Below are 21,693 nucleotides of genomic sequence, written 5' to 3'. Positions count from 1 at the left end.
AAGGGCCAGGTGCCAAAAATGCTCAAAGTCCAGAACCTGCACCAGTACTACGGCGGATCCCATATCCTGCGCGACGTCCACCTCACGGCCGAGATCGGCAAGGTCACGGTGCTGCTGGGCCGCAACGGCGTGGGCAAGACCACCCTGCTCAGGAGCCTCATGGGACTGGTGCCCATCAGGAGCGGCAGCATCCAGTGGCAGGGCCAGGACATTGCGCGCAAGACGCCCTACGAGCGCGCCCGCGCCGGCATGGGCTATGTGCCGCAGGGGCGCGAGATCTTCTCGCGCCTGTCGGTCGAGGAGAACCTGCGCATGGGGCTGGCGTACTGCGCCGCGCGCACCCGCATACCGGAGGAGCTCTACACGCTGTTCCCCGTGCTCCGGCAGATGCTGCACCGCCGCGGCGGCGACCTCTCGGGCGGCCAGCAGCAGCAGCTGGCCATTGCGCGCGCGCTCGCGCCCCGCCCCCGGCTGCTGATACTGGACGAGCCCACCGAGGGCATACAGCCGAGCATCATCAAGGACATAGGCCGCGTCATCCGCATGCTCGCGGCGCGCGGCGACATGGCCATCCTGCTGTGCGAGCAGTACTACGACTTCGCCGAGGAGCTGGCCGACCACTACGTGGTCATGGAGCGCGGCGAGGTGATTGCCACGGGCCCGGGCAGCGAGATGCGGGAGAGAAACGTGCGCTCGCTGGTGGCGATCTGAGGCGGCGCCCGCCACCGGGCGAGGTCGGGGCACGCAGCATGGACAATCGCCCTCCTCGGGGCTTTTCCCATCTTCTTGAGCCAGACACATGAAACGACGGGCCATCCATCGCCTCGCGCTCGCCGCATGCGGCATGCTGCTGCACGGGGCCGCGCGCGCCGACACCCGCGCGGCCGCGCCCGCGCTGTGGCAGGACATCGAGCACGCCGCCCAGGGCCGCCTGGGCGTGGCCGTGATCGACACGCAGACCGGGACGCTCACGGGCCATCGCCTCGACGAGCGCTTTCCGATGTGCAGCGTCTTCAAATGGCTGGCCGCGGCCCATGTGCTGCACAGGGTGGACCGCGGCGTGGAGCGGCTCGATCGTGCGCTGGCCATCGATCGCGCAGCGCTCCTGCCCTGGTCGCCGGTCACCGAGCAGCATGCCGACGCCAGCCTGCCCCTGTCCGCGCTGTGCGAGGCGGCCGTCGCCATGAGCGACAACGCGGCCGCCAACCTGATCCTCCAGACCCTGGGCGGGCCCGAGGGGCTGACGCGGTTTGCGCGCCGGCTGGGCGACCCGGTCACGCGGCTCGACCGCTGGGAGCCCGACCTCAACACGGCCACGCCCGGCGATGCGCGCGACACCAGCAGCCCACGCGCCATGGCGCAGCTGCTGCAGCGCTGCGTGCTGGGCGAGGTGCTCTCGGCCGGCGGCCGCCGGCAGCTCGCGCAATGGCTGCAGGCCACAACGACCAATCGCAAGCGCCTGGGCGCGGGCCTGCCCGCATCGTGGCGCCTGGGCAGCAAGACCGGCACCGGCGCCCATGGCACGACGAACGATGTCGGCATCTACTGGCCGCCGGGGCGCGCCCCCCTCGTCGTCGCCCTGTTCCTCACCGAGTCCCAGGCCAGCCTCGAGACCCGCGAGGCGGCGCTGGCGCGCGTGGCCGGCGCGGTCATGGGGCATTTCGCGCGCTGAGTCGCCCGAGCCGCCCGGGCCAACAGGTGGGCCGATGGGCCGCTTCCCGCACGCGCGTCTGCCCCAACCCCGGGCAGCACGCACCAGCATGGCGCATGACGGGCCGCCCACGCCCCTGAAAACCCAGTCGACAGGCCCTGGCACGCCGCTTGCGTAAGACCGTGCATTCTTATTCTTACAGCCGCAGGAGCCTGCCACCATGGCCTATCTCTCACCCGCCGAGTTCGTGACCAAGATGGTCGATACCGGCGAAGCCAAGATCTACATGTCCACGCGCGACACCTTGATCCGCGCCTTCATGGCCGGCGCCATCCTGGCGCTGGCGGCGGTGTTCGCCGTCACGGCCTCGGTCATGAGCGGCTCGGCGCTGATAGGCGCGCTGCTCTTCCCCGTCGGCGTGTGCATGCTCTACCTGCTGGGCTTCGACCTGCTCACGGGCGTGTTCATGCTCACGCCCCTGGCCTGGCTGGACAAGCGCCCCGGCGTGACACTGGGCGGCATCCTGCGCAACTGGGGCCTGGTGTTCCTGGGCAACTTCCTGGGCGCGCTCACCGTCGCGGCCATGATGGCCTTCATCTTCACCTATGGCTTTTCCGTGCCGCCCAATGAGATCGGGCAGAAGATCGGCCACATCGGGGAGGCGCGCACCCTGGGCTATGCGCAGTACGGGCTCATGGGCTGGATCACCATCTTTCTGCGCGGCGTGCTGTGCAACTGGATGGTCTCCACGGGCGTGGTCGGCGCCATGATCTCCACCACCGTGAGCGGCAAGGTGATCGCCATGTGGATGCCCATCATGCTGTTCTTTGCCATGGGCTTCGAGCATTCGGTGGTGAACATGTTTCTGTTCCCCTCGGGCCTGATGATGGGCGGCAACTTCTCCATCATGGATTACTTCCTCTGGAACGAGATCCCCGTGGTGCTGGGCAATCTGGTCGGTGGCCTGGCGTTCACGGGCCTGACGCTCTACACCACCCATGCGCGCACCGCGCCAAAGCGCAACCTGGCCTGAACGGCCAAGCCCACGCACGGCGCCCGCCTCAGCGGCAGATGCATATAGCGGCCAGTCACTTGGCATGGCGGACAATGCGCCCCTCCACGCAACACACATCACCATGGGCATCAGCCACTACATCAAGGAAATCGGCCGCGGCGCACGCGGCGCCAAGGCGCTCGATCGCGCCCAGGCGGCCGATCTGTTCGGACAGGTACTCGACGGCCGCGTGAGCGACCTGGAGGTCGGCGCCTTCTGCGTCGCCATGCGCATCAAGGGCGAGACCGTGGACGAGATGTGCGGCTTTCTGGACGCGGTGCAGGAGCGCATCGCCCGCTTCCCGGCCTGCGCTGAGGGCCGGCCGCTCATCGTGCTGCCCAGCTACAACGGCGCGCGCAAGCTGCCCGTGCTCACGCCGCTGCTGGCGCTGCTGCTCGCGCGCGAGGGCGAGGCCGTGCTGCTGCACGGCATGCGCACCGAGGCGCGCCGGGTTCTGGCATCCGATGTGCTTGAAGCGCTTGATATTTCTATGCTGACAGCTCCCAAACCAATAGCACCTGGCGAGGTGGCGCAGATCTCCACCGCCGCCCTGCTGCCGGGCCTGGCGCGCCTCCTGGCGGTGCGCGAGGCGATCGGCCTGCGCACGCCCGCGCACAGCGCCGTCAAGCTCATCACGCCCTGTGCGGGGCCGTCGCTGGTCGTGGCCAGCTACACCCACGCCGAATACTTCGAGCTGCTGGGCGCGACCTTTGCCGCGCGCGGCGCCCATGCGCTGCTCTCGCGCGGACTCGAGGGCGAGGTGGCCGCCGACCCACGCCGCCAGCCGCGCTACGACGCCTACCTGGCCGGCGCGCACCGGCTGCTGCAGGACCAGGGGCCGGGCACGCTCGAGACCGTGCCGGGCCTGCCCGCCGAGATCGACGTGGCAAGCACCGCCGACTACACGCGCCGCGTGCTCGCGGGCCAGGCCCCGGTGCCCGAGGCACTCGCGCAGCAGGTGCGCCACATCGTGCGGCTCTCGCGCGAGATTGCGGGAGAGAGCGCATGACGCCCAGCCAGACCACCGGCCGCTGCACGCTCGTGGGCGCGGGCCCCGGCGACCCGGAGCTGCTCACGCTCAAGGCGCTCAAGGCCATCGAGGCGGCCACCGTGCTGCTGGTCGACGACCTGGTCAGCGACGCCATCCTGGCCCTGGCGCCGCCCGGCGCGCGCGTGGTCTACGTGGGCAAGCGCGGCGGCTGCAGGAGCACGGCCCAGGCGGACATCGAGGCCCTGATGGTCGAGGCCGTGCGCGCGGGCGAGACCGTGGTGCGCCTCAAGGGCGGCGACCCGTTCATCTTCGGCCGTGGCGGCGAGGAGGTGCAGCACCTGCGCGCCATTGGCATAGAGCCCCAGGTGGTCAACGGCATCACCGCGGGCCTGGCCGGCATCACGGCCCTGGGTGCGCCGCTCACGCACCGCCGCCATGCCCAGGGCGTGATCTTCATCACCGGCCACAACCAGCCGGCCAGCGACGCCACCGACTGGCCGCTGCTGGGCGCCACGGCACGCGACGCGCGCCTGACCCTCGTGATCTACATGGGCATCGCCAGCTGCGCGCACATCCAGCAGGGGCTGCTTGCCGCCCTGCCCGCCCACACGCCCGCGGCCGTGATCCAGCACGCCAGCCTGCCGCACCAGCGCCATGCGGTGACCACGCTGGGCGCGCTGCAGGAGACCATCGAGCGCGAGGGGCTCGCCAGCCCCTCGGTGATCGTGATCGGCGACGTGGTGCGCGGCGTCACCGCGGTCGCGCAGGGGGCTACGGCATAGGCGCCCGAGACGGGCATGGATGTCGGCGCGGCCTATACCCTGGCCGATCTTGCGGCGGAGATTTCCAGGCAGACGGGCCGCGCCATCCCTTATGTCAACCTGCCCGAGGCAGAGTACGCCGCCGCCCTCAAGGGAGCCGGCCTGCCCGAAGGCCTGGCAGACGGAATCGCATCCTGGGATGTCGGCGCATCGCAGGGCGCGCTGTTCGATGACGGCCATGTGCTGTCGCAGCTGATCGGGCGGCCTACGACGTCGCTGCAGGAGTCGGTGGCTGCGGCGCTGCGCGTCGGGGGCGGGCCTCGCCCTGGCGGGTGGCGCCCCGGGCCGAGGTTTGGGCGATCTCGGCCTTGATCCGATCAGTCACTTGCATGCGGTCTGCGTCCCGCGTACAGGATGCAGGGGGCGACATGTTCGGCGTTGCCGGTCCAGAGCCAGAGCGCAGGCTGGTTTCCATGTTCCGCCTGTCCAGACAAGAAAAAAGCACCTACGGTTACCCGTAGGTGCCTTATTTCATTGGTAGGCGCGATTGGACTCGAACCAACGACCCCCACCATGTCAAGGTGGTGCTCTAACCAGCTGAGCTACGCGCCTGTTGTTCGTTCGAGAAGCTGCAAGTATAGCAGCAAAAAACGTCTCCAAAAGAAATTGACTCAACGTCTGCGCGCGGAGCGCACGCCCTGGACGGTGGCGACCAGTGCCAGCACCTTGTTGAGCCGCCCCGCATCCGACACCTCGACGGTGAAGGTCATCCAGGCCGTTCCCTTGACCGACTGGGTCTGGACGCCGATGACATTGGTCTTCTCGCGAGCGAAGACCTCGGAGATGTCGCGCAGCAGGCCTTGCCGGTCTGCGGCCTCCACGGCGACATCGACGGGATAGACGGCCGCGCTCGGGACCCGCCGCTGCGGTGCCCCCCACTGCACTTCGATGACACGCTCGGCATTGCGGGCCACCATCTCACGGAAGTTGCGGCAATCGGCGCGGTGCACGCTCACGCCCTTGCCGCGCGTGACAAAGCCACGGATGTCGTCGGGTGGCGCGGGCTTGCAGCATTTGGCCAGTTGCGTCATGAGCGAGTCGACACCGACCACGAGCACGCCGCCCTTGTGCGCGCCACCGGACTGGCGCGACTTTCTCACCAGCAGATCGGGCTCGGGCGCAACGGGCTCGGGCGGGCGCAGCAGCGTCTCGATGGATCGCAGCGAAAACTCGTCCTTGCCCACCATCTCGAACAGCGCATCCGCCGACTTGAAGCCCAGCTGCGTCGCCAGATCGTCATGCTTGAGCGCCGTCTTGCCCTCGCGCTGCAACAGCTTCTCGACCAGCTCGCGCCCGCGTGCCACGGTCACCTGTGTGGCCTGCGCATTGAACCAGGCGCGGACCTTGGCCTTGGCGCGGTTGCTAACGAGGTAGCCCAGATCGGGGTTGAGCCAGTCGCGCGAGGGGCGCCCCTCCTTGACGGTGGTGATCTCCACGGTCTGGCCGTTCTGCAGCGGTGTGTTCAACGGCACCATGACGCCATCGACACGTGCGCCCCGGCAGCGATGGCCAACATTGGTGTGGACGGCGTAGGCGAAGTCCACCGGAGTTGCGCCCTGCGGCAGCTCGACCACGGCGGCGTCGGGGGTGAGCACGTAGATGCGGTCCTCGAACAGGCTGCTGCGGCTGGCCGCGCCGACGAGGTCACGCTCCCAGGCCAGCAGCTGGCGCAGCACGGCAATCTTGGCGTCGTACTCGCTCGCGGCGGAAACGCCGGCATAGCCCTTGGTGCCCGCCTCCTTGTAGGCCCAGTGCGCGGCCACGCCATGCTCGGCATGGTCATGCATGGCCTGGGTGCGGATCTGGATCTCTATCGCCCGCCCGGCCTCGTCGCGCACGACGGTGTGCAGCGACTGGTAGCCGTTGGGCTTGGGGCGGGCGATGTAGTCGTCGAACTCAGCCTCGATGGAGGTGAACTGGCTGTGCACCCAGCTGAGCACGGCGTAGCAGTCCTTCACGCTGGGCACGATGACGCGCAGCGCGCGGATATCGAACACCTGGTCGAAGTTGAGCGACTTGCCGCGCATCTTCTTGACGATGCTGTAGATGTGCTTGGGACGCCCCGTGACGTCGGCGCTGATGCCCTGCGCGCGCAGCTCGGTCTCGATGCGCAGGCGCAGCTGCTCCATGTACTGCTCGCGCTCGACGCGCTTTTCATCGAGCAGGCGCGCGACCTCGCGGTAGGTGTCGGGCTCGAGGAAGCGAAAGGCCAGGTCTTCGAGCTCCCACTTCATCTGCCAGATGCCCAGCCGATTGGCCAGGGGCGCAAACACCTGCTGGGCCTCGCGTGCGATCGCCGGTGACACCGGGCGCTTGGTCGCGGCGTAGTAGCGCAGCGTCTGCAGGCGCGATGCCAGGCGCAGCATGACCACGCGCAGGTCGCGCGAGAAGGCGAGCAGCATCTTGCGCACGTTCTCGTTCTGCGTGGCGGCGTCGTCCACCTGCAGGCCGGCGACCTGGGCCTCGCGCGCCTGCATCTGCACGCGCATGAGCTTGGTGGTCTCCACGGCCAGGGCCGCGAAGTTGCTGCCGAAGGCCTTGCCGATGACCTCCTCGGGCTTGTTCAGATGCGGGCAGGTGTAGACCAGATAGGCGGCCGCCTGCGTGGTCTCGGAGCTGCCGAGCTGCTCCAGGATGGCGGCCACGGCGTCGGCATGGGCCAGCGTGTTCTCGCCGGTCTCCAGCGTCTCGCCGATGAGCAGTGGCTCGGCAAAGGCACGGGCGCGCACCAGGGCATCGGCCTGACCCGGCTCGGCCTGCGCCGTCGCGGCGATGAGCCGGGGCACGGCAGCATTTGCCTGAGTCACGGGCGCGGACTGCCCGATGACGCTGCTTTTCATGCGCTGGCCTCCCCCGATCGTTCAAGAAGAAAGCCCGCCACCGCCTGCAGCTGGTCGTCGCTGATCAGCGTGGGGGCGTGACCGACGCCGGCAAACTCCACCAGGCGCGCACGCGGCCCGCGCGCCACCATCTCCTGCGCGGTCTGCGGCGACAGCAGATCGGACTGCGCACCGCGCAGCAGCAATACCTGCGCCGTGATGCGGTCATACATCTGCCACAGCTGCTGCTCGCCGGCGCTCGCAGCCTCCTGGGTCAGGCCCTTGAACGCCACGGCGATGGCCGGGTCATAGTGCAGCCGGAACCCGCCTTGCGGCACGGGGCGCACCATGTGGCGCGACAGTTCCAGCCACTGCGCCGCCGTGTGCGGCCCAAAGCTGCTGGAGACGGCCCACAGCGCATCTGCGGCCTGCTGCAAGGAGTCGAAGTGCAGCGGCTGCCCCAGGTACTGGCCGATGCGCTGCAGTGCCGACCATTCGATGCGCGGGCCCACGTCGTTGAGCACCAGGCGCCGCACGGGCGCGGGCAGCGGCAGATCGGGGACGCCACACACACCCATGCCGATGAGGCCGCCCATGCTCGTTCCCACCCAATCGAGCGTGCCTATGGGCGCCTGCCCATGCAGGTGCTGCAGCAGCGCCAGCATGTCGGCCGCATACACCGGCACCTGGTAGGCCATGGGATCGGCCAGCCAGTCGCTGTCGCCGCGGCCGGCCACGTCGGGGCAGATCACGCGCGCATGGCGGCTCAGGTGACGCGCCAGGGTATCAAAGTCGCGCCCCTGGCGCGTGAGGCCGTGCACGCAGACGATGACATGGGGATGGGCCAGATCGCCCGTGGCATTCCATTCCCAGTAGGCCATGCGGTGGCCTTGCTCGGCGGCGCCGTCTGCGGCTGCGGGACCTGGGCACGGTACGTATTTCAGCGTAGGTTCAATCATGGGAACGATACCGTCATGCGGCGCAAGATAATGGCTCGACTGCATCGTAATTCATTCGGAGAGACTCATATGCTGAAAGGCAAGACCGCCCTCGTCACCGGCTCCACCAGCGGCATCGGCCTGGGGATAGCCCAGGCCCTGGCCCGTCAGGGGGCCCATATCGTGCTCAACGGCTTTGGTGACGTGGACGGCCCGCGCGCCCAGGTACTGGCCGCGGGCCAGGCGCATGGCATACGTGTGGAGCACCACGGCGCCGACATGAGCCGCCCGGCCGACATCGAGGACATGCACCGCTTCGCCACCGACCGCTTCGGCCGGGTCGACATCCTGGTGAACAACGCCGGCATACAACATGTGGCCAGCGTGCAGGACTTTCCCGTCGAGCGCTGGGACGCCATCATCGCCATCAACCTCACGAGCGCCTTTCACACCACGCGCCTGGCGCTGCCGGGCATGCTGGCCAACAACTGGGGGCGCATCATCAATGTGGCCTCGGTGCACGGCCTGGTGGCCTCGGCGCAGAAGTCGGCCTATGTGGCGGCCAAGCATGGCATCGTCGGCCTGACCAAGGTCACGGCGCTGGAGAACGCCACGACGGGCGTGACCTGCAACGCCATCTGCCCGGGCTGGGTGCTCACGCCCCTGGTGCAAAAGCAGGTGGACGCCAAGGCCGCGGAGCACGGCCTGTCCAACGAGGACGCCAAGAAGCTGCTGCTCGGAGAGAAGGAGCCCTCCATGCAGTTCACCACGCCCGAGGAACTGGGCGAACTGGCCGTGTTCTTCTGCTCCCCGGCCGCGAACAACGTGCGCGGCGTGGCCTGGAACATGGATGGCGGCTGGGCCGCCCAGTAAGGCTTTTACTACTGTTTACATAGCTGCCAACGCCCATCCACTGGGCGTTGGAAGGCAAAAACTACCGCAGCTGGACCGAGCCCGAGATGGTCACCGTCACCTGGGCCTTGCCGGCCTCGACGGGCACGGCGGCATCGGCCGACATGGCCGCGCTCTTGGCCTCCATGGCCAGCATGCGCGGACGCGGTCCGGGGGCAGACTCGTTGCTGTGCACCGACACCTCGCGCAAGGTGTAGCCCGCAAAGCCAAAACCGCGCGCCAGGTCGGTGGCACGCTGCCGGAAGGCCTCGATGGCCTTGCCCTGCGCATCGCCCTCGACCTTGGCGCGCGCCTCGCGTGACAGGTCGAAGGCGATGTGGCTGATGGCCATGGTCTGCACCTTGCCCGCCGTGGCGGTGATGCGCGCAAAGTCCCGCCCCTGGAGCACCAGCTCCGCACGCCCCTGCCAGCCGCTGATGCGGCCATCCTTGCCATGGCGCGGGTACATGCCGAAGGCCCCCGTGCGCACATCCATCTGCTGGGGCTGGGCTGCGACCCGCGCGACGCCGAGCGCCGCATCGAGGGCCTGCTTGAGCTGGGTCTGCACGGCCGCCGCATCGCCCCCCTCCTTGGTCGTCGCCAATGTCAATACCAGCAGATCCTGCGGCACGTCCACCGACGCGGACGCCGACAGCTGCAGCACATCCTGCGGGGGCGAGGTCAACAGGGTCTGAGCAAAACCGCCTGAAACGCCCGTCAACAAAGCGCAAGCAGCTACCATTTTCATCAAGTTGGTCATCTTCATCCTTGTCGTGACAGGCGCGCCGACGACGTCCGTCGGCGCGCCATTGCGGTGATACCAGCACTCCATGGCACTGGGCCGAACGCCGTTGCGCTGCAGGGCAAAACCTGTAACAGTTGGTCAAGCATACCGGGCAAACACGGATTTTTGCCGACAAACTGGTCAGAATCGGCGCCGTTACAAATTGGATTGGGGAAAGACAGCATGGCTTCTACGACAGGCAACCGCACCGACAAGATCCTCGTGGTGGACGACGATGCACGCATCCGCGACCTGCTGCGCCGCTACCTCACGCAGGAAGGCTTCGAGGTCATGGTGGCCGAAGACGGCAAGGCGCTCAACCGCATCCTGTTGCGCGAAACCGTGGACCTGATCGTCCTCGACCTCATGATGCCCGGCGAGGATGGCTTGTCCATCTGCAGGCGCCTGCGCGCGGCCAACGACCGCACGCCCATCATCATGCTCACCGCCAAGGGCGAGGACGTGGACCGCATCGTCGGCCTGGAGGTGGGCGCCGACGACTACCTCGGCAAGCCCTTCAACCCGCGCGAACTGCTCGCGCGCATCCACGCCGTGCTGCGCCGCCGCCCACCGCAGGAGGCCCCGGGCGCCCCTTCGGGCGACAACGAGGTCGTCACCTTCGGCCCCTTCACCTTCGACATGGGCACACGCGCATTGCAGAAGAACGGCGAGGAACTGCCCCTGACCACGGGCGAGTTCGCCATGCTCAAGGCCCTGGTGCGCCACCCGCGCCAGCCGCTGTCGCGCGAAAAGCTCGCCCTGCTGGCGCGCGGCCGAGAGTTCGAGCCCTTCGACCGCAGCCTGGACGTGCAGATCTCGCGCCTGCGCAAGCTCGTGGAGGTCGATGCCGCAGCGCCACGCTACATCCAGACCGTCTGGGGCGTGGGCTATGTGTTTGTGCCCGACGGCACCAACTGACGCGCATTTTTCCCGGACAATCGCCGGCAAGATTGTTGCCCGCAACATGGGACGCGACGCCCGCAGGCGCCGCGTCCCCAGTCATTTCTGCACCCAGCCCCTGCCATGAGCGAATCCCACGACGTGCCTCCCGACGCCACCAGCCCCGCGCCGCTGGAGACATCGGCCCGACAGGCACAGCGCTCGCGCATGGGGCTGAACCTGTTCTGGCGCACCTTTTTCCTGCTCGCGCTGCTGCTCGTCGGCTGCATCCTCGCCTGGCTGCAGACCCTGCGCGCGCTGGAGCTCGAGCCGCGCACGCTGCAGTCGGCCCAGCAGATCGCATCCATGGTCAATCTGAGCCGGGCCGCGCTGGTCCACTCCGACGCCATCGCCCGCGTGTCGCTGATCAAGACCATGGCCGACCAGGAGGGCATGCGCATATTGCCGCGCGAGCCCAAGGACACCTTCGATCTGCTACCCCCCTCGCCCCTGGGCCAGCGCCTGACCGAGGAGCTCACCCGACGCCTGGGACCGGACACCATCGTGGCCAGCAGCGTCAATGGCGAAAACGGACTGTGGGTGGGCTTTACCATCAATGGCGACCCCAACTGGCTGCTCATGGACCGCTCGCGCCTGGTGGCCCCGAGCGTCAAGACCTGGCTCATCTGGCTCATCACGGTCGGTGCGCTGTCGCTGGCCGGCGCCGCCATCATTGCCCGGCTCATCAACCACCCGCTCAAGCAGCTCAGTCACGCGGCCAACCGCGTGCGGGATGGTGACTTCGCCGTCAGCCAGCTCGACGAGGAGGCTGTCACGAGCGAGATCCGCGAGGTCAACATCGGCTTCAATCGCATGGCGCAGAAACTCGCCAAGCTCGAGCAGGACCGCGCCGTGATGCTCGCCGGGATCTCGCACGACCTGCGCACGCCATTGGCTCGCCTGCGCCTGGAGACCGAAATGAGCGTCGCCGACGAGGTGGCGCGCGAGCACATGGTGGCCGACATCGTCCAGCTCGATGCCACGATCGACAAGTTCCTGGACTACGCGCGCCCCGACAACGTCACGCTCAACCCCGTCAACCTGCATGGCGTGGTCTCCTCCTGCGTGTACGCGGTGCAGGATCACCGCGAGCTGCAGGTCAGCGTCAACGTGCCCGAAGACCTGATGGTGCTGGCCGACGAGGTGGAGCTCGCGCGCGTGATCTCCAACCTGCTGGAGAACGCACGCCGCTACGGCAAGAACAGCGACACCGGCATCACCACGGTGGACATCGCCGCCAAGGCACGCGAGAAATGGGTGCTCATCAAGCTGCGCGACCATGGCCCGGGCGCGCCTCCGGAGCAGCTGGCCAACCTGACCAAGCCCTTCTTTCGCAGCGATTCGGCGCGCACCGCCGCGGCCGGCGCGGGTCTGGGCCTGTCCATCGTGGACAAGACCGTGCAGCGCATGGGGGGCATCTTCGCGCTGGCCAATTCGGCCTCGGGCGGTCTCGTTGCCCACATACAGCTGCAGCGCGCCGGTGACCTCGAGGATGGCCAGAGCCCCGAGCAGCGCCTGCAGCGCCCCCAGGTCAAGCGCCACCTGCCGCCGACCTCGCGCCTGCCCAAGCGGCCGGTGTAGGCCGGCCCCTCCTGCCGCCGGGAAGCCTCAGGCGGCTCCTGGCGGCGCGTGCATCGTTCAATCGGCCGATGCGCCGCCATCTGCCGGCAGCCATCATGCCCAGTGAACCACCAGCCCCACCGCAGGAGACACTCGCATGAGCGCAGGCACAGCACCCAGCTTCACCCCCGGCCGCCCCATCCGCATGGCAGACGTGGCGCAATGGGACATCGAGACCGATGTCGCCATCGTCGGCCTGGGCGCGGCAGGCAGCTGCGCGGCCATCGAGGCGCGCCAGGCCGGCGCCGACGTGCAGGTGTTCGAGGTGGCCGCGGCCCCGGGCGGCAGCGCCGCGCTCTCGGGCGGCGAGGTCTATGTCGGCGGCAGCGGCGGCACGCGCATCCAGCAGGCCCATGGCTTTCACGACCAGACCGAGGACCTGATCGCCTACCTGATGATGGCCGGCGGCCCCGGCGCCGACGCCGAGCGCGTGCGCGTCTATGCCGAGAACGCCGTCGCGCATTTCGACTGGCTCGAGGCCCAGGGCGTGCCCTTCAAGGGCACCTACCTGCCCGGCAAGTGGATCGAGCCCGTGAGCGACGACACCCTGCTGTGGTCGGGCAGCGAGGCGGCCTGGCCGTTCTCGGCCCAGGCCAGGCCCGCGCCACGCGGCCACACGGCCCAGCTCGAGGGCTGGGGCGGCGGCGGCAAGATGCTCATGGGCACGCTGTGCGAACGCGCCGCCGCCGTGGGCGCCAACATCCACTGCAACAGCCGCGCGCTGTGCCTCATCGTGGACGACCGGCGTCGCGTGCAAGGCCTGGTGGTGCGCATCGACGGCACAGCGAAGTTCGTGCGCGCGCGACGCGGCGTGGTGCTGTGCGCGGGTGGCTTCATCGTCAACCGCGACATGGTGGCGCGCTTTGCGCCGGCCGCGCTCGCCTGCACCAACGTGGTCAGCGGTGGCAACGACGATGGCTCGGGCATACGCATGGGCATGAGCGTGGGCGGTGCCGCCATCCACATGGACCAGTTCTTCACCACCCTGCCCTACTTCCCGCCCAACTCCCTGGTCAAGGGAATCTTCGTGAACCAGCGCGGCGAGCGCTTCATCAACGAGGACGCCTACCACGGCCGCGTGGCCCATTACGTGCTGCGTCAGCCCGGCGGCAAGGCCTGGCTGCTGGTGGACAACGAGATCTTCGGCCGCCCGCTGCTGCAGCCCGACATCGAGGTCGCCGCCGCGGGCGATACCTGGGCCGAGGTCGAGGGGGAGCTCGGCCTGCCCGCCGGCAGCCTGGTGCACACGGTGGAGGAGTTCAACCGCCACGCCGCGAACGGCGAGGACCCCATGCTGCACAAGAGCGCCGAGTGGCTGCGCCCGCTGACCCAGCCGCCGTTTGCCGCGCTGAGCTACTGCGCGGGCGACTACCAGGTGCACGCCTTCACCATGGGCGGCCTGCACACCCGCCCTGGTGGCGAGGTGCTGGACGCCGACGGCCAGCCCATTGCCGGCCTGTACGCCGCCGGGCGCACGGCCTGCGGCCTGCCGCGCTGGGGCGAGGGCTACAGCTCGGGCATGTCCCTGGGCGACTCCACCTTCTTCGGTCGCCAGGCCGGCATCAGCGCGGCGCGCAACACCGACTGAGCGGCGGGGCCGGCTGCGCTACGCGGGGCTGCGCTCAACCTAGAAACCGCAGTTGGATGCGCCTGCCAGTGCCGTGATCGGTGCGCCAGGCAAGACGTGACGACGCAGCGCACTCCTGTGCGCAAGGAGGAGCAACGCCGCATGGCGCGCCGAGCATGGTGCTGGCGGGTGCATAGCGCCCTCACCCAGAAGGTGAGGGTTCCGAAGTGGCGCCAGGTCAGAGTTCACGCGGCATTCTCAAGGATTGTCAGCGGTCAACTACGGTTTCTAGGTTCAAGCAGCACCACGGCGCGCGCCTCCATGGCCAGGCCCTGGCCCACGGGGCCCAGGCGCTCGGCCGTCTTGGCCTTCACGTTGACCTGATCGCCCTGCAGGCCCAGGGCGGCGGCGATGCGCTCGCGCATGGCAGGGATATGGGCCGCCAGGCGCGGCGCCTGGGCCACCACGGTGCTGTCCACATTGCCGATCTCGTAGCCCGCGGCGCGCACGCGCCGCGCCGCCTCGGTGAGCAGCACGACCGAGTCCGCGCCCTTGAAGCGCGCATCGCTATCGGGGAAATGGCTGCCAATGTCGCCCAGCGCCGCCGCGCCCAGCAGCGCGTCGGTGATGGCGTGCAGCAGCACGTCGGCATCGGAATGGCCGAGCAGGCCCATGTGGTGCGGCACCTCCACCCCGCCTATGACCAGGCGCCGCCCGGGCACAAGCGCGTGCACATCCCATCCCTCGCCAATTCTGAAATTCATCACATGTACCTTGCTGCTCAGCGCGGCGCCGGGCGCGCGAAAAACGGGTTGATCGGTTCGGCCGCCGCCGCGCCGCGCTCACCGCCAAAGCGCGCCAGCGTGGCGCCATGCATGCGCTGGGCCAGCACGGCCTCGGCGAGGGCGAAGTCCTCGGGGTAGGTGACCTTGAAGTTCTGCGCGCCGCCCGGCACCAGGCGCGGGCGCAGGCCCATGGCCTCCATGGCGCTGGCCTCGTCGGTTGCGGCCGCGCCCACCTGCTCGAGCGCGCGGCGCAGCGCGCCGATGCGAAACATCTGCGGCGTCTGCGCCAGCCATTTGTCGCTGCGGTCCACGGTGGCGGCCACGCGCACGCCGCCGGGGCCGTCGGTGGCGGTCTTGAGCGTGTCGGCCAGCTTGTGCGCGAGCAGCCCGCCCACGCTGTCGTGCTGGCAGGCGTCGATCAGCGCGTCGATCTGCGCCGTGGTCACCAGGCAGCGCGCGGCGTCGTGCACCAGCACCCAGTCCTCGTCCAGGGCGCCACGCCCTAGCAGCGCCTTGAGGCCGCCGAGCACCGTCTCGGCCCGCGTAGGGCCGCCGCAGGGCACGGCAAAGCTGCCGGGGTGCGGCGCGCCGTCGAAAAACGTATCGCCCGGCGCCACCGCCACCAGCGTGCCCGAGAGCCGCGCCACGCCGGCAAAGGCCGCCAGCGTGTGCAGCACCATAGGCTGGCCGGCGACGGGCTGGTATTGCTTGGGCAGCACGGCGCCCGCGCCGGGCGGTGCGCGCAGGGCGCGCGTGCCCTGGCCCGCGCAGGGCAGCAGGGCCCAGAAGCGCGCGGGCATGGGGCGAGCAGGGTTGTAGGCGGGCGGCAGGTCGCTCATGGGTGGGCATTCTAAAATCGCCGCTTCCCGCCAAAAGCCTGCCGCCGCGCGCACCAGGCGACCGCTCCCGCATGGATCTGCCCAAACTCTCCCCCGGAAAACGCTTCACCCTGCCCCGCCCCGTGGGCAGCAGCGACGCCCTGCTGCTGGCCCGCCTGGGCGAACGCGAGAAGGCCGCAGGCCGCGTCACGGCCATCGTCACGGCCGACGCGGCCGACGCCCAGCGCCTCATCGACGAGATGGCCTTCTTCGCGCCCGAGCTGCGCTGCGCGCTGTTCCCGGACTGGGAGACGCTGCCCTACGACAGCTTCTCGCCGCACCAGGACCTGATCAGCGAGCGCCTGGCGACGCTGTGGCGTATCTCGCAGCGGGACAAGGACACGGGGGCCGACGTGGTGCTGGTGCCCGCCACCACGGCGCTGTACCGCCTGGCGCCGCCGGCATTCCTGGCAGGCTACACATTCCACTTCAAGGTCAAGCAAAAGCTCGACGAGGCCAGGCTGCGCGCCCAGCTCACGCTGGCCGGCTACCAGCATGTATCGCAGGTGGTGGGCCATGGCGAGTACGCGGTGCGTGGCGGGCTCATCGACCTGTTCCCCATGGGGTCACTCCAGCCCTACCGCGTGGACCTGTTCGACGATGAGATCGACTCCATACGCACCTTCGATCCCGACAGTCAGCGCAGCCTCTACCCCGTGCCCGAGGTGCGCTTGCTGCCCGGTCGCGAGTTCCCCATGGACGAGGCCGCGCGCGGCAAGTTCCGCCAGCGCTGGCGCGAGCTGCTCGAGGGCGACCCCACGAGGAGCCGCATCTACAAGGACATGGGCAACGGCGTGGCGACCGCCGGCATCGAGTACTACCTGCCACTGTTCTTCGACGACACGGCCACGGTGTTCGACTATCTCGGGGACGAGGCCACGGTGGTGCTGCATGGTGACCTGGAGGCCGCCTTCCAGCATTTCTGGCAGGACACGCGCGAGCGCTACCGCCTGCTGCAGGGCGACCCGGACCACCCCGTGCTGCCACCCGAGGCGCTGTTTCTGTCTGCCGACCAGTTCTACGGCCAGGCCAAGCCGCACGCCCAGCTGTCGCTGCGCCCCGGCGTGGAGGATGTGCAAGGCAGCGCCCTGTTCCAGAAGCTGCCCGACCTGTCCGTGGTGCGCGGCGCCGACGACCCGCTGGCGCGGCTGCAGGCCCATATCCGCGGCGCGACACAGTCCGGCCAGCGCGTGCTGCTGCTGGCCGAGAGCGACGGCCGGCGCGAGAGCCTGCTGGACTTTCTGCGCGCCTCGGGACTGAACCCGCCCACGTTCGACTCGCTGGCCGAGTTCCAGGCCACGCCCGCCGAGCCCGTGGGCATTGCCACGGCGGCGCTGGCCACGGGCTTTGCCTGGGTCGAAGCCGGGCTGGACCTCGTCACCGAAACCGAGCTGTTTGCCGCGGGCGCCACCACGCGCCGGCGCAGGAAGCAGGAGCAGGCCAGCGACGTCGAGGCGCTGATCAAGGATCTGTCCGAGCTGAAAGTGGGCGACCCCGTGGTGCACAACCAGCACGGCATTGGCCGCTACCGCGGGCTGATCCACATGGACATGGGCCAGAAGAACCCCGACGGCAGCCCGGCGCTGCAGGAGTTTCTGCACCTGGAATACGCCGACCAGGCCGTGCTCTACGTGCCCGTGAGCCAGCTGCAGCTCATTGGCCGCTACACGGGCGTGAGCCCCGACGAGGCGCCGCTGCACAAGCTCGGCAGCGGCCAGTGGGAAAAGGCCAAGCGCAAGGCCGCCGAACAGGTGCGCGACGCGGCGGCCGAGCTGCTCAACATCTACGCCCGGCGCGCCGCGCGCCAGGGCCATGCCTTCCGCTATTCGCCGCAGGACTACGAGCAGTTCGCCAATGACTTCGGCTTTGAGGAAACGGCCGACCAGAACGCCGCCATCCACGCCGTGGTGCAGGACATGATCAACCCGCGCCCCATGGACCGTCTGGTCTGCGGCGACGTGGGCTTTGGCAAGACCGAGGTCGCGCTGCGCGCCTGCTTCGTGGCCGTCACGGGCGGCAAGCAGGTGGCGTTTCTGGCGCCCACGACGCTCTTGGCCGAGCAGCATTACCGCACGCTCTGCGACCGCTTCGCCAAATGGCCCGTGAAGGTGGCCGAGGTCTCGCGCTTTCGCTCGGGCAAGGAGATCACGGCGGCGGTGAAGGGCATTGCCGACGGCACGGTGGACATCGTCGTGGGCACGCACAGGCTGCTCAGCGAATCGACGAAGTTCAAGAACCTGGGCCTCTTGATCATCGACGAGGAGCACCGCTTCGGCGTGCGCCACAAGGAGGCCATGAAGGCCATGCGCGCCGAGGTGGACGTGCTCACGCTCACGGCCACGCCGATTCCGCGCACCATGGGCATGGCGCTTGAGGGCCTGCGCGACCTGTCGGTGATCGCCACGGCGCCGCAGCGTCGCCTGGCCATCAAGACCTTTGTGCGCAGCGAGAACCAGGGCGTGATCCGCGAGGCCGTGCTGCGCGAATTCAAGCGCGGCGGCCAGTGCTACTTCTTGCACAACGAGGTCGAGACGATAGAGAACCGGCGCCAGAAGCTCGAGGAGATACTGCCCGAGGCGCGCATCGCCGTGGCCCACGGCCAGATGCCCGAGCGCGAGCTTGAGAAGGTCATGCGCGACTTCGTGGCCCAGCGCTACAACATCCTGCTGTGCTCGACCATCATCGAGACCGGCATCGACGTGCCCACGGCCAACACCATCCTCATCTCGCGCGCCGACAAGTTCGGCCTGGCCCAGCTGCACCAGCTGCGCGGCCGCGTGGGCCGCAGCCACCACCAAGCCTATGCCTATCTGATGGTGCCGGACATGGAAGGCCTGACCAAGCAGGCCGAGCAGCGCCTCGATGCCATCCAGCAGATGGAGGAGCTGGGCAGCGGCTTTTATCTCGCCATGCACGACCTTGAAATCCGCGGCGCGGGCGAGGTGCTCGGCGAGAACCAGAGCGGCAACATGCTCGAGGTGGGCTTTCAGCTCTACAACGAGATGCTGTCCGAGGCCGTGCGCTGCCTCAAGAACGGCAAGGAGCCCGACCTGCTCTCGCCCATGCAGGCCGCCACCGACATCAACCTGCACGCCCCCGCCCTGCTGCCCGACGACTACTGCGGCGACGTGCACCTGCGCCTGTCGTTCTACAAGAAGCTGGCCACGGCGCGCACCAGCGAGCAGATCGACGGCCTGCTCGAAGAGATCGTGGACCGCTTCGGCAAGCTGCCGCCCCAAGCCCAGACCCTCATCGACGTGCACCGCCTGCGCGTGCTGAGCCAGCCCTATGGCGTGGTCAAGGTGGATGCGGCGCCGGGCGTCATCAGCATCAGCTTCAAGCCCCAGCCGCCCGTGGACCCGATGGCCATCATCCACCTGATCCAGAAGAACAAGCACATCAAGCTGGCCGGCAACGAAAAGCTGCGCATAGAGCGCGCACTGCCCGAGCCGGCCGCGCGCGCACAGATGGTGCGCGACGTGCTGCGCAGCCTGGGCCAGCCGCTCACGGAGGCCGCCACGGCCTGAGCAAGCTATGTTTTTGGAAGCTGCCATCGCTTTACTGGCGCTGCTTACAGCCATTTTCATGCATCCATGGCGGCTGCTGGGCAACCAGAGACCGCTGGTGCATGAGGCCCATGGCCGCCCCTCGGCGCTGTGGACGCCGCTGCTCGCCACCCTGGTCATCCTGCCCTGGGCCTGGGCCCTGCCCACGCTGCACCACATGCCGCTGCAGCTGCAATGGTCGGGCGCCTGTCTGGTGCTGCTGACGCTCGGCTGGCCTCTGGCCATACCCGTGCTGCTTGCCGTGGGCGTGATCGCGGCCCTGGTCTCGCCCGGCCTGTCCTGGGGCGACGCCCTGGGCCTGGCCGTCTGGCAGGGCGTGGTGCCGGCCACGCTGGCGCTGCTGCTGGGCTGGCTCATGCGCCGGCTGATCACGACGCGCGCCTTCACGGGCGCGCGCATCTTCGTCTACGTGCTCGGGCGCGGCTTTCTGGGCACGGCCGCATGCATCTTCCTGGCCGGCACGCTGTCGCAATGGGCGGGCCATGTGCTGCCCGGCGTGGGCGAGCATCTGTCGCTCGTGGCGCGCTGGCTCATGGCCTGGGGCGATGCCGTCGTCACCGGCATGCTGTGCGCGGTCTTCGTGGCCTTCAAGCCCGGGTGGCTGGCGACCTGGTCCGACCAGCTCTATCTGCCCAAGCCCTGAACGACAATTCCCTCTTTGCCTGCACCCCGTTTGCCATGTCATCCATTCCCACCGAATTCGCCCCCGGCCTCGTCATTCAGGGCATCACGCCGCCGCTGAAGCTGAGCAACTACAAGCTCATCGCCTTCGACATGGACTCCACGCTCATCAACATCGAATGCGTGGACGAGATTGCCGACTTCGTCGGCTGCAAGGCCGAGGTCGCGGCCATCACCGAGGCCGCCATGCAGGGCGTGATCACCGACTTCAAGGACAGCCTGCGCCAGCGCGTCGCGCTGCTCAAGGGCGTGACCATCGCCGACCTGGAGCGCGTCTACAGCGAGCGCCTGCGCATCAACCCCGGCGCGGCCGAACTGGTGCGCGCCTGCCGGGCGGCCGGCCTCAAGACCCTGCTGGTCTCGGGGGGCTTCACCTTCTTTGCCCACCGCGTGCGCGAGCAGCTGGGCATAGACTTCGTGCGCGCCAACGTGCTGGAGGTACGCTCGAGCACCAACTGCGGCGAGCTCACGGGCGCGCTGGTCGAGCAGGCCTGGGGCGACATCTGCGACGGCGCCGAGAAGCGCCGCACCCTGCTCGAGGTGGCCTCGCTCCTGGGTATTGAGCCCGAGGAATGCATCGCCATGGGCGACGGCGCCAACGACCTGCCCATGATGCGTGCGGCCGGCCTGTCCGTGGCCTACCACGCCAAGCCCGCGGTGCGCGCCCAGGCCCAGGTGGCCATCAACCAGGGCGGGCTCGACAGGCTGCTGGAGCTACTGAAGTGATCATAAAAAACCACTTCGTTATATCAATATGAATTTAATTGCGTCGTAAGCATGGCGCCAAGACCGTAAACTTGGCCCCTGCGTCGCGCCCTGGCCGACCCGGTCCGGGCGCTTTTTCTTTGCTTCATTCCCAAGGTTGCATTTGATGTTCAAGCAAACCCTCTCTGCCCTGGCGGTTGCCGCCCTGGCGTTTTCTGCACAGGCCGCCGACGTGCTCAAGGTCGCGGCCACGGCCGTGCCCCACGCCGAGATCCTGAACTTCATCAAGCCCCAGCTCCAGGCCCAGGGCGTGGACCTGCAGGTCAAGGAGTTCAGCGACTATGTGCAGCCCAACATGGCCGTGGAGGACAAGCAGCTCGATGCCAACTTCTTCCAGCACCAGCCCTATCTGGACAGCTTCAACAAGGACCGCAAGACCAGCCTGGTCGTCGTGCCCAACGGCAAGGTGCATGTGGAGCCCTTTGGCGCCTACTCGAGCAAGATCAAGAACATCAAGGACCTGAAGGACGGCGCCACGGTGGCCATCCCCAACGACCCGTCCAACGGCGGCCGTGCGCTCATCCTGCTGGCCAAGCAGGGGCTGATCGAGCTCAAGGACCCCAAGAGCCTCACGCCCACGCCGCTGGACGTGGTCAAGAATCCCAAGAAACTCAAGTTCCGCGAGCTCGAGGCGCCCCTGCTGCCGCGCGCCCTGGCCGATGTGGACCTGGCCCTGATCAACACCAACTACGCCATCGAGGCCAAGCTCAACCCCACCAAGGACGCGCTGTTCATCGAGGGTGCGGATTCGCCCTACACCAACATCGTGGCCGCGCGTGCCGACCGCGCCAACGGCGCCGACATCGCCAAGCTCATGAAGGCCCTGCACACGCCCGAGGTGAAGAAGTTCATCCAGGACAAGTACAAGGGCGCCGTGGTTCCCGCGTTCTGAGGAGCGTCCCACTCCACGCGCCGAGCGCCGCCCATGGGCGGCGCTTTTTTT

Annotated in this window: 19 protein-coding genes and 1 tRNA gene; 14 read left to right on the top strand and 6 right to left on the bottom strand. The window is 68.6% G+C overall.

Annotated features, from left to right (window positions below; genetic code table 11):
* Positions 1-18: 18 nt before the first annotated feature.
* The 6 genes from urtE to ABUE11_RS05885 all read left to right on the top strand — a co-directional run bounded on the left by urtE (position 19) and on the right by ABUE11_RS05885 (position 4,829).
* Positions 19-711, top strand: coding sequence for an urea ABC transporter ATP-binding subunit UrtE (gene urtE, locus ABUE11_RS05910; RefSeq protein ID WP_367068134.1), 693 nt, complete (start codon positions 19-21; stop codon positions 709-711).
* A gap of 88 nt (positions 712-799) precedes the next feature.
* On the top strand, positions 800-1,672 hold the full coding sequence (gene bla, locus ABUE11_RS05905; RefSeq protein ID WP_367068133.1) for a class A beta-lactamase: 873 nt from the start codon (positions 800-802) through the stop codon (positions 1,670-1,672).
* 199 nt (positions 1,673-1,871) lie between these two features.
* Positions 1,872-2,684, top strand: a complete 813-nt coding sequence (locus tag ABUE11_RS05900) for a formate/nitrite transporter family protein (protein WP_367068132.1) — start codon at positions 1,872-1,874, stop codon at positions 2,682-2,684.
* 103 nt (positions 2,685-2,787) lie between these two features.
* A complete protein-coding gene (gene ybiB, locus ABUE11_RS05895) occupies positions 2,788-3,714 on the top strand; it encodes a DNA-binding protein YbiB (protein ID WP_367068131.1) in 927 nt (308 codons plus the stop codon).
* The gene (cobA, locus tag ABUE11_RS05890) at positions 3,711-4,478 is read left to right on the top strand and encodes a uroporphyrinogen-III C-methyltransferase (protein ID WP_367068130.1); all 768 of its coding nucleotides are present in this window, start codon (positions 3,711-3,713) and stop codon (positions 4,476-4,478) included. Before ybiB ends, cobA begins: the two co-directional genes overlap by 4 nt.
* Before the next feature lie 15 nt (positions 4,479-4,493).
* Entirely contained in the window at positions 4,494-4,829 is a 336-nt protein-coding gene (locus tag ABUE11_RS05885; protein WP_367068129.1) for a hypothetical protein, read from the top strand.
* Positions 4,830-4,992: 163 nt separating this feature from the next.
* Here the strand turns inward: ABUE11_RS05885 and ABUE11_RS05880 are convergent.
* The 3 genes from ABUE11_RS05880 to ABUE11_RS05870 form a co-directional block, all read right to left on the bottom strand.
* A tRNA-Val gene (locus ABUE11_RS05880) sits at positions 4,993-5,069 on the bottom strand.
* A 59-nt stretch (positions 5,070-5,128) separates the two neighbouring features.
* The gene (locus ABUE11_RS05875; protein ID WP_367068128.1) at positions 5,129-7,357 is read right to left on the bottom strand and encodes a bifunctional (p)ppGpp synthetase/guanosine-3',5'-bis(diphosphate) 3'-pyrophosphohydrolase; all 2,229 of its coding nucleotides are present in this window, start codon (positions 7,355-7,357) and stop codon (positions 5,129-5,131) included.
* Entirely contained in the window at positions 7,354-8,295 is a 942-nt protein-coding gene (locus ABUE11_RS05870; protein ID WP_367068126.1) for an alpha/beta hydrolase, read from the bottom strand. Before ABUE11_RS05870 ends, ABUE11_RS05875 begins: the two co-directional genes overlap by 4 nt.
* A 69-nt stretch (positions 8,296-8,364) precedes the next feature.
* Here ABUE11_RS05870 and ABUE11_RS05865 point away from each other — a divergent pair, with 69 nt between their 5' ends.
* Positions 8,365-9,147 carry a 3-hydroxybutyrate dehydrogenase gene (locus ABUE11_RS05865; protein ID WP_367068124.1) on the top strand — a complete coding sequence of 261 codons (783 nt, stop codon included), beginning with the start codon at positions 8,365-8,367 and terminating at the stop codon, positions 9,145-9,147.
* Between the two features lie 61 nt (positions 9,148-9,208).
* Here the strand turns inward: ABUE11_RS05865 and ABUE11_RS05860 are convergent, their stop codons facing one another.
* Positions 9,209-9,925, bottom strand: coding sequence for an SIMPL domain-containing protein (locus tag ABUE11_RS05860; RefSeq protein ID WP_367068123.1), 717 nt, complete (start codon positions 9,923-9,925; stop codon positions 9,209-9,211).
* A 207-nt stretch (positions 9,926-10,132) separates the two neighbouring features.
* On the opposite strand from ABUE11_RS05860, the gene ompR reads away from it, so the two are divergent.
* From ompR to ABUE11_RS05845, 3 genes are all read left to right on the top strand, one after another.
* Complete coding sequence (ompR, locus tag ABUE11_RS05855; RefSeq protein ID WP_367068122.1) at positions 10,133-10,867, top strand: two-component system response regulator OmpR; 735 nt, start codon at positions 10,133-10,135, stop codon at positions 10,865-10,867.
* 105 nt (positions 10,868-10,972) lie between these two features.
* Entirely contained in the window at positions 10,973-12,469 is a 1,497-nt protein-coding gene (locus ABUE11_RS05850) for an ATP-binding protein (RefSeq protein WP_367068120.1), read from the top strand.
* A 136-nt stretch (positions 12,470-12,605) separates the two neighbouring features.
* Positions 12,606-14,096, top strand: coding sequence for an FAD-dependent oxidoreductase (locus ABUE11_RS05845; protein ID WP_367068118.1), 1,491 nt, complete (start codon positions 12,606-12,608; stop codon positions 14,094-14,096).
* Positions 14,097-14,350: 254 nt separating this feature from the next.
* Here the strand turns inward: ABUE11_RS05845 and ispF are convergent, their stop codons facing one another.
* The gene (gene ispF, locus ABUE11_RS05840) at positions 14,351-14,839 is read right to left on the bottom strand and encodes a 2-C-methyl-D-erythritol 2,4-cyclodiphosphate synthase (RefSeq protein WP_367068116.1); all 489 of its coding nucleotides are present in this window, start codon (positions 14,837-14,839) and stop codon (positions 14,351-14,353) included.
* Positions 14,840-14,856: 17 nt separating this feature from the next.
* Positions 14,857-15,699, bottom strand: coding sequence for a 2-C-methyl-D-erythritol 4-phosphate cytidylyltransferase (ispD, locus tag ABUE11_RS05835; RefSeq protein WP_367068115.1), 843 nt, complete (start codon positions 15,697-15,699; stop codon positions 14,857-14,859).
* A gap of 71 nt (positions 15,700-15,770) precedes the next feature.
* Here ispD and mfd point away from each other — a divergent pair, with 71 nt between their 5' ends.
* From mfd to ABUE11_RS05815, 4 genes are all read left to right on the top strand, one after another.
* Positions 15,771-19,265, top strand: a complete 3,495-nt coding sequence (gene mfd / locus ABUE11_RS05830; protein ID WP_367068113.1) for a transcription-repair coupling factor — start codon at positions 15,771-15,773, stop codon at positions 19,263-19,265.
* A gap of 7 nt (positions 19,266-19,272) precedes the next feature.
* Entirely contained in the window at positions 19,273-19,947 is a 675-nt protein-coding gene (locus ABUE11_RS05825; RefSeq protein ID WP_367068112.1) for a hypothetical protein, read from the top strand.
* A 35-nt stretch (positions 19,948-19,982) separates the two neighbouring features.
* Positions 19,983-20,711 (top strand): phosphoserine phosphatase SerB, encoded by a 729-nt coding sequence (gene serB / locus ABUE11_RS05820; RefSeq protein ID WP_367068111.1) that lies wholly within the window; start codon positions 19,983-19,985, stop codon positions 20,709-20,711.
* A gap of 145 nt (positions 20,712-20,856) precedes the next feature.
* Positions 20,857-21,642 (top strand): MetQ/NlpA family ABC transporter substrate-binding protein, encoded by a 786-nt coding sequence (locus ABUE11_RS05815; protein ID WP_367068110.1) that lies wholly within the window; start codon positions 20,857-20,859, stop codon positions 21,640-21,642.
* The last annotated feature ends 51 nt before the right edge of the window (positions 21,643-21,693 follow it).

The organism is Oryzisolibacter sp. LB2S, from assembly GCF_040732315.1.
GTDB lineage: Bacteria > Pseudomonadota > Gammaproteobacteria > Burkholderiales > Burkholderiaceae_C > Alicycliphilus > Alicycliphilus soli.
This window is presented reverse-complemented; position numbering and strand designations above follow the sequence as displayed.

What these genes read in the sequence shown, in the direction of transcription:
- urtE (WP_367068134.1), top strand. Translation starts at nt 19, where the DNA reads ATGCTCAAAGTCCAGAACCTGCACCAGTACTACGGCGGATCCCATATC.
- bla (WP_367068133.1), top strand. Translation starts at nt 800, where the DNA reads ATGAAACGACGGGCCATCCATCGCCTCGCGCTCGCCGCATGCGGCATG.
- ABUE11_RS05900 (WP_367068132.1), top strand. Translation starts at nt 1,872, where the DNA reads ATGGCCTATCTCTCACCCGCCGAGTTCGTGACCAAGATGGTCGATACC.
- ybiB (WP_367068131.1), top strand. Translation starts at nt 2,788, where the DNA reads ATGGGCATCAGCCACTACATCAAGGAAATCGGCCGCGGCGCACGCGGC.
- cobA (WP_367068130.1), top strand. Translation starts at nt 3,711, where the DNA reads ATGACGCCCAGCCAGACCACCGGCCGCTGCACGCTCGTGGGCGCGGGC.
- ABUE11_RS05885 (WP_367068129.1), top strand. Translation starts at nt 4,494, where the DNA reads ATGGATGTCGGCGCGGCCTATACCCTGGCCGATCTTGCGGCGGAGATT.
- ABUE11_RS05875 (WP_367068128.1), bottom strand. Translation starts at nt 7,357, where the DNA reads ATGAAAAGCAGCGTCATCGGGCAGTCCGCGCCCGTGACTCAGGCAAAT.
- ABUE11_RS05870 (WP_367068126.1), bottom strand. Translation starts at nt 8,295, where the DNA reads ATGATTGAACCTACGCTGAAATACGTACCGTGCCCAGGTCCCGCAGCC.
- ABUE11_RS05865 (WP_367068124.1), top strand. Translation starts at nt 8,365, where the DNA reads ATGCTGAAAGGCAAGACCGCCCTCGTCACCGGCTCCACCAGCGGCATC.
- ABUE11_RS05860 (WP_367068123.1), bottom strand. Translation starts at nt 9,925, where the DNA reads ATGACCAACTTGATGAAAATGGTAGCTGCTTGCGCTTTGTTGACGGGC.
- ompR (WP_367068122.1), top strand. Translation starts at nt 10,133, where the DNA reads ATGGCTTCTACGACAGGCAACCGCACCGACAAGATCCTCGTGGTGGAC.
- ABUE11_RS05850 (WP_367068120.1), top strand. Translation starts at nt 10,973, where the DNA reads ATGAGCGAATCCCACGACGTGCCTCCCGACGCCACCAGCCCCGCGCCG.
- ABUE11_RS05845 (WP_367068118.1), top strand. Translation starts at nt 12,606, where the DNA reads ATGAGCGCAGGCACAGCACCCAGCTTCACCCCCGGCCGCCCCATCCGC.
- ispF (WP_367068116.1), bottom strand. Translation starts at nt 14,839, where the DNA reads ATGAATTTCAGAATTGGCGAGGGATGGGATGTGCACGCGCTTGTGCCC.
- ispD (WP_367068115.1), bottom strand. Translation starts at nt 15,699, where the DNA reads ATGAGCGACCTGCCGCCCGCCTACAACCCTGCTCGCCCCATGCCCGCG.
- mfd (WP_367068113.1), top strand. Translation starts at nt 15,771, where the DNA reads ATGGATCTGCCCAAACTCTCCCCCGGAAAACGCTTCACCCTGCCCCGC.
- ABUE11_RS05825 (WP_367068112.1), top strand. Translation starts at nt 19,273, where the DNA reads ATGTTTTTGGAAGCTGCCATCGCTTTACTGGCGCTGCTTACAGCCATT.
- serB (WP_367068111.1), top strand. Translation starts at nt 19,983, where the DNA reads ATGTCATCCATTCCCACCGAATTCGCCCCCGGCCTCGTCATTCAGGGC.
- ABUE11_RS05815 (WP_367068110.1), top strand. Translation starts at nt 20,857, where the DNA reads ATGTTCAAGCAAACCCTCTCTGCCCTGGCGGTTGCCGCCCTGGCGTTT.